At 33.4% G+C, this 13,801-nt stretch carries 16 protein-coding genes and 1 tRNA gene; 1 reads left to right on the top strand and 16 read right to left on the bottom strand.

The features are described 5' to 3' along the window. Window positions 1-7: 7 nt before the first annotated feature. The 13 genes from queF to serS form a co-directional block, all read right to left on the bottom strand. Window positions 8-505 carry a preQ(1) synthase gene (queF, locus tag DWX29_RS09490; RefSeq protein WP_055214233.1) on the bottom strand — a complete coding sequence of 166 codons (498 nt, stop codon included), beginning with the start codon at window positions 503-505 and terminating at the stop codon, window positions 8-10. A 14-nt stretch (window positions 506-519) separates the two neighbouring features. Next, window positions 520-1,200, bottom strand: a complete 681-nt coding sequence (gene queC, locus DWX29_RS09485) for a 7-cyano-7-deazaguanine synthase QueC (RefSeq protein ID WP_117528508.1) — start codon at window positions 1,198-1,200, stop codon at window positions 520-522. Then, a complete protein-coding gene (gene folE, locus DWX29_RS09480; protein ID WP_117836027.1) occupies window positions 1,163-1,786 on the bottom strand; it encodes a GTP cyclohydrolase I in 624 nt (207 codons plus the stop codon). The genes queC and folE overlap by 38 nt, the downstream gene beginning before the upstream one ends. A 1-nt stretch (window position 1,787) precedes the next feature. Then, window positions 1,788-2,456: a putative 7-carboxy-7-deazaguanine synthase QueE gene (gene queE, locus DWX29_RS09475; protein ID WP_117836026.1), complete on the bottom strand. Its 669-nt coding sequence runs from the start codon at window positions 2,454-2,456 to the stop codon at window positions 1,788-1,790. Window positions 2,457-2,491: 35 nt separating this feature from the next. Beyond that, window positions 2,492-2,911 carry a 6-carboxytetrahydropterin synthase QueD gene (queD, locus tag DWX29_RS09470; protein WP_117529282.1) on the bottom strand — a complete coding sequence of 140 codons (420 nt, stop codon included), beginning with the start codon at window positions 2,909-2,911 and terminating at the stop codon, window positions 2,492-2,494. A 282-nt stretch (window positions 2,912-3,193) separates the two neighbouring features. Beyond that, entirely contained in the window at window positions 3,194-3,592 is a 399-nt protein-coding gene (locus tag DWX29_RS09465; protein ID WP_330371202.1) for a hypothetical protein, read from the bottom strand. Window positions 3,593-3,605: 13 nt separating this feature from the next. Next, a complete protein-coding gene (locus DWX29_RS09460; protein WP_005334864.1) occupies window positions 3,606-3,902 on the bottom strand; it encodes a hypothetical protein in 297 nt (98 codons plus the stop codon). 9 nt (window positions 3,903-3,911) lie between these two features. Next, window positions 3,912-4,910, bottom strand: a complete 999-nt coding sequence (locus tag DWX29_RS09455; RefSeq protein ID WP_117947869.1) for a DUF6017 domain-containing protein — start codon at window positions 4,908-4,910, stop codon at window positions 3,912-3,914. Window positions 4,911-4,988: 78 nt separating this feature from the next. Next, window positions 4,989-5,891: a ParB/RepB/Spo0J family partition protein gene (locus DWX29_RS09450; RefSeq protein WP_005334867.1), complete on the bottom strand. Its 903-nt coding sequence runs from the start codon at window positions 5,889-5,891 to the stop codon at window positions 4,989-4,991. After that, on the bottom strand, window positions 5,881-6,666 hold the full coding sequence (locus tag DWX29_RS09445; protein WP_005334870.1) for an AAA family ATPase: 786 nt from the start codon (window positions 6,664-6,666) through the stop codon (window positions 5,881-5,883). Before DWX29_RS09445 ends, DWX29_RS09450 begins: the two co-directional genes overlap by 11 nt. 14 nt (window positions 6,667-6,680) lie before the next feature. Further along, a complete protein-coding gene (locus tag DWX29_RS09440) occupies window positions 6,681-7,550 on the bottom strand; it encodes a ParB/RepB/Spo0J family partition protein (RefSeq protein ID WP_195993176.1) in 870 nt (289 codons plus the stop codon). Window positions 7,551-7,972: 422 nt separating this feature from the next. Next, window positions 7,973-8,046, bottom strand: a tRNA-Arg gene (locus DWX29_RS09430). 317 nt (window positions 8,047-8,363) lie between these two features. Next, window positions 8,364-9,650: a serine--tRNA ligase gene (gene serS / locus DWX29_RS09425; protein ID WP_118565745.1), complete on the bottom strand. Its 1,287-nt coding sequence runs from the start codon at window positions 9,648-9,650 to the stop codon at window positions 8,364-8,366. Between the two features lie 336 nt (window positions 9,651-9,986). Here serS and DWX29_RS09420 point away from each other — a divergent pair, with 336 nt between their 5' ends. Then, on the top strand, window positions 9,987-10,724 hold the full coding sequence (locus DWX29_RS09420; RefSeq protein ID WP_022088780.1) for a phosphotransferase: 738 nt from the start codon (window positions 9,987-9,989) through the stop codon (window positions 10,722-10,724). Window positions 10,725-11,043: 319 nt separating this feature from the next. On the opposite strand, the gene DWX29_RS09415 is transcribed toward DWX29_RS09420, so the two are convergent. The 3 genes from DWX29_RS09415 to DWX29_RS09405 all read right to left on the bottom strand — a co-directional run bounded on the left by DWX29_RS09415 (window position 11,044) and on the right by DWX29_RS09405 (window position 13,582). Further along, on the bottom strand, window positions 11,044-11,532 hold the full coding sequence (locus DWX29_RS09415; RefSeq protein ID WP_022088781.1) for a DUF4446 family protein: 489 nt from the start codon (window positions 11,530-11,532) through the stop codon (window positions 11,044-11,046). 76 nt (window positions 11,533-11,608) lie between these two features. Then, complete coding sequence (locus DWX29_RS09410) at window positions 11,609-12,550, bottom strand: ParB/RepB/Spo0J family partition protein (RefSeq protein ID WP_118565743.1); 942 nt, start codon at window positions 12,548-12,550, stop codon at window positions 11,609-11,611. Window positions 12,551-12,811: 261 nt separating this feature from the next. After that, complete coding sequence (locus DWX29_RS09405; RefSeq protein WP_022088783.1) at window positions 12,812-13,582, bottom strand: AAA family ATPase; 771 nt, start codon at window positions 13,580-13,582, stop codon at window positions 12,812-12,814. Between the last annotated feature and the right edge of the window lie 219 nt (window positions 13,583-13,801).

Raw genomic sequence — 13,801 nt, 5'->3', positions numbered from 1 at the left:
ATTATTCTTATCTATTATCAACCTTTTCCGGATACATATCATGATTTGCCATTCTATTAAATGCGATTTCTTCCCATTTTGTTCCAGGCTTTCCATAATTACAGTAAGGGTCTATTGATATTCCACCTCTCGGAGTAAATTTTCCCCATACCTCAATGTATTTTGGATCCATAAGTTTTATCAAATCTTTCATAATTATGTTCATACAATCTTCATGAAAATCACCGTGATTTCTGAAACTAAATAAGTATAGTTTTAATGATTTACTTTCCACCATTTTAATGTTGGGTACATATGATATTGTAACAGTGGCAAAATCCGGTTGACCTGTTATGGGACACAAACTTGTAAATTCAGGGCAATTAAATTTTACAAAATAATCATTTCCCTGATGTTTATTCTCAAAAGTCTCTAACATCTCCGGTGCATAATCGCATGGATACTGTGTTTTCTGATTACCTAATAATGTTATGTCTGCTGTCTCTTCTTTGCTTCTTCCTGTCATAATTCTTCTCCTTTTTATTCCATTGCCGGATCTTTAATTCCGTTTAACTCAAACGCTTTAGCTCTGTCTATACATGTTCCACATTTGCCACAAGGTTTTTCTCCACCTTCATAACAACTCCATGTGTATTTATATGGCACATTTATCTCAAGTCCCTTTTTAACAACCTGATCTTTAGTTGCATTGATAAATGGTGCTACAACCTTAATCTGTTTTCCACTTCCAAGATATATCGCTTCATTTATTGCATTATTAAAATCGCTGCTACAATCAGGATATGCACTTCCAGCTGCATCATCTGCATGTGCTCCATAATATATCTCACTGCAGCCTTTTGAAAGTGCTATACTGGCAGCACTTGATAAGAATAATCCATTTCTAAATGGAACATATGTTGAAACAGGTGAACCATTTGTACTCTTAATCTGGTCATTATATGATTCTTTAGGTATTTCCTTATCAGAATGTGATAATAGGGAACAATCGCTATATTGAAAAATTTTTGCAAGGTCAAGATAAATATGTTCTACATTATAGTATTTTACAATTTTATCTGATGCTTCTATCTCTTTTGTATGTTTCTGACCATATGCTATTGATAATGCAATAACATTTTCTGGACCATATTTTTCTACTGCCATACCAAGGCATGTTGTACTATCTATTCCACCACTGAACAAAACCATTGCTTTCATTGTTAAATCTCCCTCTTAATGTTTGTGTATATGTTTTTGTGTTAGTTTTTTTAATTCCTCTTGCAGTCATGCAGCTGTGACATCCTTCAATAAGTACTGCTATATCTTCTGCTCCTGTAACCATCTGCATAATATCTGCAATATCACTTCCTATTCTTTCCTGAAGTTGTAATCTTTTCGATACCATATCTGCTATTCTTGCTATCTTACTAAGACCTATCACTCTTCCCTTTGGAATATAGGCAACCGTTACCTTCATATCATACATAAGTGCAAGATGATGCTCACAATAACTGAAAATATCTATGTCTTTTACCACTACCATATCAGAATTTCCATTTTGACTTTTACATTCCACGTTTTCGAACTCTTCTTCCAGTCTATCAAGTGCAAATGTTTTGTTAAACATATCTGCAATTTCTTCATTTGTATAATTCATTCCCTCAAAAACTTCTTCGTACATTTTTGCAACTCTTTTAGGTGTGTCTATTAATCCCTCTCGTTCAGGGTTATCACCCAGAGCTTTAAGAATACCAGCTATATGATATTCGATTGCTTTAGTATCTATTTTCTTATGCTTTTCCATGTTAGACTCCTTTTTTATCTGGTGACCATATTATTTTATGTAACTGAATCTGCATATTAACATCATTCATTACATTCTCTTTCATAAAATCAACTATTTCCTCTGGTTCTATCATTCCAAATACCGGACTTATATAAAGATTACATTTTCCATACAGATTATATTTTTCCATAATCTGCTTTGTCTTTATAAGATCCTCTCGGCTTCCTACTACAAATTTGACAGTATCATTGCTATTTAAAATATCAAAATTTCCTAGATTCATGGACTGTTCCATTCCACTACAGGAAAGCTTATAATCCATTGTAAAAGTTACATTTTCTTTATGAAGCTTACGGATTTTGTCAAGAAAAATGCTACCGTTAGTCTCTATTTCTACATTCAGATTGTTTTCTGCAAGAGCTGTTATAACTTTTTCAATATCGTCTCTTAATAATGGTTCACCACCGGTAAGAGTGACATTTTTCACTCCCGTTGATAAAACATAATCAAGTATTTCTTCTTCCGTCATGGGTTGATAAAGTGTATCTTGCTCATTGGCCCATTTGGTATCGCAATATTTACACTTAAGATTACAGCCTTTAAAACGTATAAAAACCGCAAGTTGTCCGGCTTTAGTTCCTTCACCATTGATACTTACAAATTTTTCAACCACTTCATATTTACTCATATACAACTCCTTTCAGATTAGAAAATTATTTATAATTATTCCATATAAGTTGCACTATTGACAGGAGTTTCATATACCGTTACAGCTTTCATGTTATATCCAAGTTTTTTTATTTTTTCATAAAAATACTTTGCCATATTCTCCGCTGTTGGACGAAAATCAAGTTCAATAATTCTGAAATTCTCGCTTTTTAAAGCTTCAAGTGTAGTTTCCTTCAATGAATTCTTTTCTATAATTAATGCGTGATCCATTGAGTCTGCAAGGTCTCTTAAATCTTTTTTCAATTCTCCAAAATCCACGTACATCCCCTTATGCTGAATGTCGTCCTTTAGTTCCTCAGCTTGAACTTCAAGAATAATCTTCCATCTATGTCCATGAAGATTGCTGCATTTTCCATCGTATCCTGCAAGAAAATGTGCTGAGTCAAAACTTGCCTCCGTTTTTAAAATATACATAAACCTTTTCTCCATTTGCTAATATTGCATAAAAAAACACGGATCCATCTGTACCCGTGCCTTAATAGATTATTTTTCTAAAAAATTCCAATTATAAATTATAAAAATAATAGCCCTGGTTTTATTTAGAGACAGGATGGTACAAACGAACTGTCTTATTAATATACCGTTCAATGATAGCAAATGATTCATAGCTTGTCAATTAAATACTCTTGGTTATCTTGCATCTACAAATTCCGATTTGCACTTCAAATCGTTTTCTTTATTCTATCATAGCATCCATTATTCCGCCATCAGTCTTTCGAACCAGGTATCCATGACAATGATAAACTGGCCTGCTCCTGGCAATTCTTGTAGCATTTCGTCAAGAGTTTTCTGTTTCACATATTTCTGCACATACACCCAACAGGCAATGCTACTGGCTTCTGATACAATGTCAGCTATGGTTTTGCGCATAAGCTCTTCAAATTCAGTAATTTCTTCTTTTGGGACAACATCATACAGTGTTGGTGCCTGATGACTTAATTTTACGCCATTTTCATTTGCATCTTTAAGCAGATTCTTAACTTTTTCTCTTGAATCCTCCGGTACTTTTATGTACTCCCACATAAATGCTACCACATCGGACGGTGTGTCTTTTTTAAGTGGTGGTAACTGAATATAATCATTGTTTTCGCTCATTTTCATATCCTCCTCACGATATAATAAAATCAATAATGCGTTCTCTTGTCATGTCCAGTACAGTATCTACGAACACTCCTGCAAAAAGGATCAGATACAGAATTACACTCAGCGAAAACAGAAATGCAACCTGTACCCAGTCATGGTAACAGTATGCAGTCGCTATAATCAACAAAGTGAATATAAACCCAAGGATCCCTCTGACAACCGCATAAGTCTGTACTGTCATCTTTACTGCCAGTCCGATCACAAAAAGGATCAGCCATACCGGCAGTAATAATATTTTCCCAGCAAGTTTTAAAATAAACATGTGCACCTCCTATCTTACCAGTCCTGGCATATCATGGTTCACCTCTGCCTGATAATACCCGTTCATCGTAGACGGTGCATTAAACAGGGATGCTAATAAATATTTCTTGATGTTCTTCACTTTGGTGGTGTTACCACGCATACAGTGTAAGACATACTCGATATGTGAATAGGTCAGCATCAGAAATTTTTTCTTCACCAGTGATGCCGGATACCAGTTGCTGGCAATCAATATCTTGTCATTTTTACACATCACAGTTTCTACGATCAGGTTCACGATTTCATCTACCTGTCGCATATCGTCATGATGGGTTACTTCCAGTGATTCATAATCAATGGTCTCTTTGACAAGGTTTTCATAAGCCTGATAATCCTCAGAGCGGTTATCGCTATCAAATCTTTTCTCATCCACAGATATGATAGGATTAGATTTATTATCATTCATTTCAGTATCACTAAGATTAGTATTATTAGGGTTTGAAATGTAAACTTCTTGAAGTTTGTTTTCGGGACTTCTAGAAGTTTGATTTTGGGACTTCATGAAGTTTAAATTGTAAACTTCTGCAGGCTCTTCATTTTCCACAGAAGTTTGTTTTTTAAACTTCTCTAATTCCTCTCCAAATTTTTTCTCATCTGTTTTCTCAGGCATAAAGGTTTTTACGTAGATAACATTCACCTTTCCAAATCCCTGCCTGCGTTTCTCAATCAGACCAATTCCTGTTTCGTCATCCAGCTCTCTCATGGATTTGATGGCTTTATTTCTGCCACAGTTCAGTAATTCCATGATATCTTCGATGGAAAAGTAGATATATGCTCTGTTTTTGTCGTCAAACCACTGATTTTTGATGGAAAGAGACATTCGATCCAACATCAGTCCATATAAAATTTTAGCATCGCTTGATAAATCTTTAAAATAGCTGTCTGTAAATAATGCTTTTGGTATGCGGTAGAAGCTGAACTGATCAGCTTCGGTACCGTAAAAATAATTAAATGTCATTTTTTTCTCCATAATTTCCTCCTTTCGTTTTCTGCTAAGAAGTCCTCTTTTTAAACTTCTTTGACTTTGTTTTCTTAGCTTTTTCTATCCTTAACAGGACTGTTCCTGCATCCATTTTTCTAATAATGATTCAATTACCTGTTCCATATCTTTGGCTGTATAATCATCCGGAAAATACTTTGTCAGTTTCTTTTCTGAGAAAGTAAGAGACCGGGATACTTTCTTTGCCATCACACAGTTATTGAAAATCGATAACATCTGAATCTGATTGATTGGTCCATCATTCAGCTGATTTCTGAGTGCTGCAATCTGTTTTGGTTTGATGAATCCGGTGTCGCTGATATATTCGTAGATCCATCCCTGTACTTCCTTATCGATGTAGGAGATATTGACAGCAACCGTAAACTGAAGCTTCTTGTTATCTACCAGATCAAGAAGTTCCGGAATAAGTTCTGTTAATCGTACAAATCTTTGAACCTGAGCTCTACTTTCCCCAACTTGCTTGCTCAAGACTTCATCAGATCTCAACTTCGTCTCATTTTGAGACAAAGTTAAATCTGTTCTAACTCCCTGTCTTTTCATTGCCTCTAGTTTCATCTTATAAGCAAATGCTTTCTCACTCGGCAACAATTCCTCTCGCTGAATGTTAGCATCCACCATAGCCACAATGGCATCATCATCCGATAATTCTCTTACGATTGCCGGAATAGTTGTAAGTCCTGCAAGCTGTGCTGCATGCATTCTTCTGTGACCGGATACCATTTCATATTCTTCATTATCATCCATTCGAAGCAGTACCGGTGTCAGTACTCCATTGATCCTTACACTTTCAACCAGATCCTGCATCTTTTCATCATCCAGCACCTTGAACGGATGATTTTTAAACGGATGGATCTTACTAATCTCTATCTCCATTGCAGATTCTTCATTTACCACACCAAGCAGTTCATCAATGCTTGCCAGTTTAATCTTTTCGCCACTTCTATTTTTCATTTTTCAAAACCTCCTGTGTTAAGTTCTTATATGCTTCGGCAACTTTTCCTTTCGGGCAGTGCATGTAGATGCTTTTTCCCTCTGCACTGGTCTCAGCTGCTTTTACAGACATCGGAATCACATTTTCAAATACTTCTATCTGGCTTCCGTATGTTGTATGTACTCTCGATGCAATGTCCCTTGCGTAATTGGTTCTGAAATCAACCATAGTCAACAGAATGCCCTCAATCGCCAGTTTCCGGTTCAGCCTTTTCTTTACTGTAAGAATGGTCTTGATCAGCTGCTGAAGTCCTTTCACCGGCAGATATGCGGCCTGTACAGGTATCAGCACGGAATCGGAAGAGACCAGTGCATTGATTGTCATCATACCAAGACTTGGCATACAGTCGATCAGGATATAATCGTATCGGCCTCTTATCGCATCGATATATTCCTTCATGATCATTTCTCTGCTCATAACATTTCCCATCGTTACTTCCAGGGCAGAAAGCTCAATATTTGCCGGAAGTAGATCTACATTTTCCTGGTGATGTAAGATACCATCTTCCAGAGAGATTTCTTCTTCGTTAATGACATCCATCATAATCGTTGCCAGTGTGATGCGAAGATCATCCGGTTCCTCATATCCAAGACTTGCGGTTAAACTTCCCTGTGGATCCGCGTCGATCAGCAACACTTTCTTACCTTCTCTTGCCAGTCCAATGCCTACATTTACGGTTGTGGTGGTCTTTCCGACGCCACCTTTCTGGTTTACTACGGATATAACTTTACACATGATTTCTTCCTCCTTTAACTATCCCATGATTCTTTTTTCCATAATTTCAACAGTGCCAGTATTTCCCGTTTCATCATTGCCGGTGTATAAGAATTTGGAAAATACTTGTGCAACTGCTCGTTTGTGAATGCCACTCTTGTGATCTCACCCTTTTTCACTTCACACATGATCTCTTCCATCTTTTCCAGTGACAACTGTTTTTCTTTACTCAGTTGCCGGATCCTCTGGGCCTGTGAGAGTGATGGGATTGCCTGTGCATACTCCATTGCTACAAGCAGTTCTCTTTGTTCTTTTTCACTTAATGCAGCTATCTCTACAGCCGGACAAAAAGAAATGATCTCATCATCCAGTTTCTGCAACATTTCCGGTATCAGTTTTGTCAGTGAGATATAACGCTGCACTTGTTTTGGGCTATCACCACAATCTTCACTGATGATTTCTATTGCCCGCTTTCTTGGTGTTTTGTGGTCAACTTGGCTCTTTTTTCGACCACTTTTTCTTTTTAATACGTCATTCTTCAGTTTGTAAGCAAAAGCTTTTTCACTGTAGCTGATCCGTTCTCTGTGAAGATTGGAATCTACCATGCTCAAGATGGAATCATCTTCACTTAATACCCGGATGATTACCGGTACTTTACGGTATCCCAGTTTCTCCGCAGCATGTTTTCTTCTGTGGCCGGATATGATCTCATAGTATCCATCCGGTACCGGTCTGACGATCAGCGGATTTAATATTCCATACTTTTCAATGCTTTCCTGCAGAAGAAACATTTCCTTATCATCCTTCACCTGAAACGGATGCTCTTTGAACGGTCGAAGACGCTCAATCTCAATTTCTATGATTCTTTCTTCGTTTTCTTCTGATTGTCTGTTTGGTTCAGTCATCTTGACTCCTTTCCTCCAGGATTCAGGAAATAAAAAATGCCTGCCTGGAACTTTTATAGATAGTAAAGTTCCAAACAGACATTGCTGTTTGACCATTAGCTGTAGCTAATAGAATTGAATACTGTTTCAGCTAATTCATGTTTGCAGGTTTGGGAGAGATTGTTTCTTTTCCCGCCTTTTCTCTGATTTACATCCCCGAATAAGGGGTGACAACAGAGCGGAACCCAAATGTTAGCTGAACTTCCTAAAACCCATGTTTGCAAACCGGTAATTTTGATTAGCTGTCAGCTAACAAAAATCAGATTGCGTTAGCTGGAAATTGATCATTTTGAATGGAAAATCATGTCACGAACGTGATTAGAAAATAACAAAAGCGTTCGTTGTCAGCTAATCCAGCTAACATTTTCGAACGCTTTGAAGCCCGTCGCCAAGAGGATTTGAACCTCCGACCCCTCGCTTAGGAGGCGAGTGCTCTATCCAGCTGAGCTATGACGACACATGCCGCAAACCCTTGATTTTACTGGGTTTCTGGGATTTTTCCCTTCGGCCATATATAAGATTATCAACTCTTTTTCGAGTTGTCAATCTACAGATTTTTTCGATTTGGTAACATTAGAACGTTCCCCAAATTGGAGAATGCTTTGTTGTCACCTTTGGCATTTTTCAGAATAGATTTGAACTGAAAGTTGTTTTTCATTTTTTCCCTTTGGGGAAAGCCTCGGCTTTCTCTTAGGAGGCGGTCGCTCTATCCAACTGAGCTATAGCGACATTTATAAAATTTTTCTGAATTTATCTTGTTTTTAAATATTTTAACTATTTCTTAGGAACAATTTTTTCCATTCCACCCATATATGGTCTTAAAACTTCAGGAATATTTACGCTTCCATCTGCATTAAGGTTATTTTCCAAAAATGCAATAAGCATACGAGGTGGTGCAACTACTGTATTGTTAAGAGTATGAGCAAAATAGTTTCCTTCTTTTCCTCTAATTCTTATAGAAAGTCTTCTTGCCTGAGCATCTCCTAAGTTAGAGCAACTACCAACTTCAAAATATTTCTTCTGTCTTGGTGACCAAGCTTCAACGTCAACTGATTTAACCTTAAGGTCTGCTAAATCTCCTGAGCAACACTCCAAAGTACGAACCGGAATATCCATGCTTCTAAATAAATCTACTGTGTTCTTCCAAAGTTTGTCATACCACATCATGCTATCTTCCGGCTTACAAATAACGATCATTTCCTGTTTTTCAAACTGATGAATTCTGTAAACACCTCTCTCTTCGATACCGTGAGCACCTTTTTCTTTACGGAAACATGGTGAATAACTTGTAAGTGTGTAAGGAAGATCTTCTTCATTTGTATGTGTTCCAATAAATTTACCAATCATTGAATGTTCACTTGTACCGATTAAGTAAAGATCCTCTCCCTCAATCTTGTACATCATCTGATCCATTTCATCAAAACTCATAACACCTGTTACAACATTACTTCTAATCATAAAAGGAGGTACGCAATAAGTAAATCCTCTATCAATCATAAAGTCTCTTGCATATGAAATAACTGCTGAATGAAGTCTTGCAATGTCTCCCATAAGATAATAGAATCCATTTCCTGCAACCTTTCTTGCAGCGTCTAAATCAATACCATTAAATTTTTCCATGATATCTGTATGATATGGAACTTCAAAATCAGGAACTACTGGTTCACCAAATCTTTCAATCTCAACATTTTCACTATCATTTTTTCCGATAGGAACTGATTTATCAATAATATTTGGAATAACCATCATTCTCTTCTTGATTTCTTCTTCTGTTGTTTTCTCTTCATCTGTAAGTTCATCAATTCTTGCATTACCTGCAGCAACTTTAGCTTTAACTTCTTCAGCTTCATCTTTCTTTCCTTCTTTCATTAATCCACCAATTAATTTTGAAAGACTATTCTTTTCAGCACGAAGTGCTTCAACTTCCTGCTTTATTTTACGATTCTTTTCGTCTAATTCAATAACTTCATCTACTAATGGAAGTTTATGATCCTGAAATTTATTTTTAATATTCTGTTTTACAACTTCCGGGTTGTCTCTGACAAATTTAATATCTAACATTTCTTTTCTCCCTTTGCATAAAAATTTTTACTTTTACACGCCATTTCGATTATAACCCCAACACCCTATTTTTGCAAGTTTTCTGTACAATTCGTCGATTTTTCTTTTACTTTTTTATACCTATTTGTTATGCTTATATTATAGTTATTTTAGACAATATATTATGTTACTTCTAGTAAATTTTTATGCATTATGGTATAATAACCTTCAAATAAATAATTTAATTTTTTATTAAATATGAAATCGAATGAACTTTATTTATTTTCTGTAAATGTTTCTGACGATTAATCACTATCCAGATATTTTAGTAATACATTTTATATGAGGAGATTTATTATGGAATTACAATTGATGAATGAAAGACGTCATAATAAAATATACAACGACGAAAGTTATACATACAAAATTTTTAATATTGATTACGACAAGAAAGATGTTTTTCAAGAAGCATTTATTACTTCTAAGGTTGAAGAACTTGATGCACACGCTCCTTTAATTGACTCTGTTTATAAAAAAGACGGACAGTGGTGTATCAAATTTGATTTAATTAAAGGTGAATCTCTTTTTTCACTTATTAATAATAATCCTGAAAATATTAAAGAATATATTAATAAATTAGTTACTATACAGACTTCTATTCATACTAATTTTTGTACTGCTATTCCAAGACAAAAAGCAAAATTACAATATGGAATTAAGAATTCAGGTTTAGATGAATCAACTCAATTTGATTTACTAGAAATGCTTGATTCATCACCAAAGCATAAAAAATTGTGCCATGGAAATCTTACTCCACACAATATTATTATCTCAGGTGATGATTATTGCGTTTTAGATTGGAATCATGCATCTCAGGGAAACGCCAGTGCTGATATTGCGCGTACTTATATTTGGTTTAAAATAAATATGCCTGAATATGCTGAATTATATTTAGATTCATTTTGTAATATGACAGGAACAACTAAACGTTATGTAAACCAATGGCTTCCAATTGTTGCAACTGCAAGAATTTATAAAGATAATCCTGAAGAATTTGATATTTTAAAATCAATGATAAAAGTAAATGAATATTAATATAAGTACGAGTATTAATTTAATTATTAATAGTTTTTATTAATATAAGCATTGTATTTATTAATAATTATTTACTTTTCGTGTTATTTATTAATTACTCTTAGATTTTTATCCATAATTATTAATAAACATATTACCAATATTCTTATATTAACCACAATTGATGTTGAATTTTTTATTAAATTCAATTTCATAAATAGGGTCATGCCCTAAAAAAAATGAGATTAGTCTATATTTTAACTAATCTCATTTTTATTATTTTTGATTATTATATTTATCTAACTTACTCTCTAATATTAAACTATGATGTTAACCTTTATTATGAATTCATTGCTTTTTCTAATGCTTCTTTTTCTTCTTCTCCTAATGTAGCGTAAGCTTCACCTTTAATTATTTCTTTGATATATGTGTAACTTCCTTCTCTTCCATGCATTGTATTCAAGATAAATCCGGTATTTTCACTATCTAGCATACATAATGCAAAGCTTAAGTTTCCGCCCATTTCTTTAAATGCATTATATTTTACAATTCCTAACTTCTGGAACACTGAATTTATTCTATGAACAGATTCTTCTACTTTAATCATTGTCTTTTGATGTTCTACATTTATTTTTTCAATCTGTTTAAAACTCTCTCTTATTGCTCCATCAAGATTTTCTGCATTTTTTCCTTTCATAAACTTATCATATTTTTTCATTAACTTATTTAATTTCATACTTTGCTTAATGTATAAAATAAGAAAAATCAAAAACATTACTACAACTGTAATAATATATGTATATGCACTGCTAAATATTTCCTGTATCATTTTCTTTCTCCTTTATTTTTCATTTTTACATTATAAGACTGTTTTATTAATTTGTATATATTAATATTTTGCAAATTTACTCATGAATTCCACTGAATAATTCTATCAGTCTTTCTAATTCTTCACTTGAATAGTATTCTATTTCAATTTTTCCTTTACCGTTCTTTTTTGGATTAATTGAAACTTTAGTTCCCATTACTTCTTTTAATCTATCCTGAATCTGATCATAAACAGCCTTATCAACAGGTGGAATTTCCATTCTTATTTGCTTTGGTTTAAGTATATTTTTTACCAATTTTTCTGTTTCTCTTACACTTAATCCCTTTTCAATTACAGTTTTTGCTGTATCTATCTGCAATTCTTCATGTTCAATTGCAAGTAATGCTCTTGCATGTCCCATAGACAACTCCTGATTAATAATCATCTCTTGGACATCTTCTGCTAATTTTAATAAGCGCATTGAATTTGCAATTGCAGCTCTACTTTTTGACATCTTTTTAGCAAGTTCATCCTGTTTTAAGTTATATTCGTTAATAAGACTCTTATATGCAATTGCTTCTTCTATTGGATTTAAATCTTTACGCTGTATATTTTCTATTAAAGCAATTTCCATTACTTCCTGAGGTGTATATTCTTTTATTACAACCGGTAATTCCTTTAAACCAGCTATTTTAGCTGCTCTCCATCTTCTTTCACCAGCTATAATTTCATAATAATCTTCTTTTTTCTGAACAATTATTGGTTGAATAAGTCCATGAATCTTTATAGATTCAGCTAATTCCTCTAATGCATCTTTATCAAAATTTTTTCTTGGCTGTTCTCTATTTGGTTCAATATCATTAATATTAACTAACGTATCCTGAGGTACCTTTACCTCTTTTACAACTTCCTTTACAACCTCTTTTACCACAACTTCTTTTTCTTTATCTTCATTTTTCTTTGGTTTGATGGCTGCACCATAATTGGGTATCATTGATTCTAATCCATTTCCCAATCCGCCTTTTTTTGGTCTTGGCATAATATTCTCCTTTATACTTCTTATTTATATTTAGTTTACATAACTTTTTTAGTTTATTTTATATATGAAAATTTAATAATTATTTTTTTAAATGCATATTTTTAACTCGTTTTTTCTAAAATCCCTGCATATCCATATATAAATATGTATTTTTTTTTATTATTTATACTATTTTACAAGTCATACGTCATTTATTTAAGCAATTATAAATTTTTAATTTTTATTTACTACTTATCTATTTTTATTATTTTTATTTACTACTTATCTATTTTTATTATTTTTAATTACTTCTTTTGCTAAATTCATATAGGCTACAGATCCTGCTGATTTGGCATCATACATATGTATAGGAAGCCCATAACTAGGTGCTTCTGCCAATCTTACATTTCTCGGAATAATTGTTTTATATATATTTAAATGCATATTTTCTTTTACATTATCTACAACCTGGTTAGATAAATTTGTTCTAGCATCATACATCGTAAATACTATACCTTCAATTTCTAATACCGGGTTAATTCTTTCCTGAATTAAATTTATAGTATAGATTAACTGTGAAAGTCCTTCTAAAGCATAATATTCACATTGGATTGGAACTATAACCGAATCAGCTGCAACTAAAGCATTAACTGTTAATACATTTAATGATGGAGGACAATCTATAATTATATAATCATATAAGTCTTTTACTCCTTCTAATGCTTTTTTTAGTATAAATTCTCTTTCATCCACTCCTATTAAGTCTATTTCTGCTCCTGATAGGTTTACATTTGATGGCAAAACATTTAAATTATCTACAATACTACTTGTCAAGCACTCTGATAACCTACATTCTCCAATAAACATATCGTAAACTGTCTTTTCTAGTTCCTGTTTTATAATACCGACCCCACTTGTAGCATTTCCCTGTGGATCAATATCAACTAAAAGTACTTTTTTACCTCTTTCTGCTATACATGCAGACAAATTTATAGCTGTAGTTGTCTTACCAACTCCACCTTTTTGGTTTGCAATTGCAATTATTTTTCCCATTTCAATACCTTTCTATATTTCAAGTAATTTAATTCATGTTTTTAACAAATATTATTGTATCATAGTTCCTTTTTCAAATCTATATTAATGTTTCACGTGAAATATTAATTTTTTATTAAACTTTCTGAATTTCTGAACTATTTATAAATACATAATATTGTTTTAGATATTTCATTTCTATTTTATTTAATTATTTTATTGCTAATAATAAAAATTAGC

It is taken from the genome of Eubacterium sp. AF19-12LB (assembly GCF_003479125.1).
GTDB classification, from domain to species: domain Bacteria; phylum Bacillota; class Clostridia; order Lachnospirales; family Lachnospiraceae; genus Eubacterium_U; species Eubacterium_U album.
This window is presented reverse-complemented; position numbering and strand designations above follow the sequence as displayed.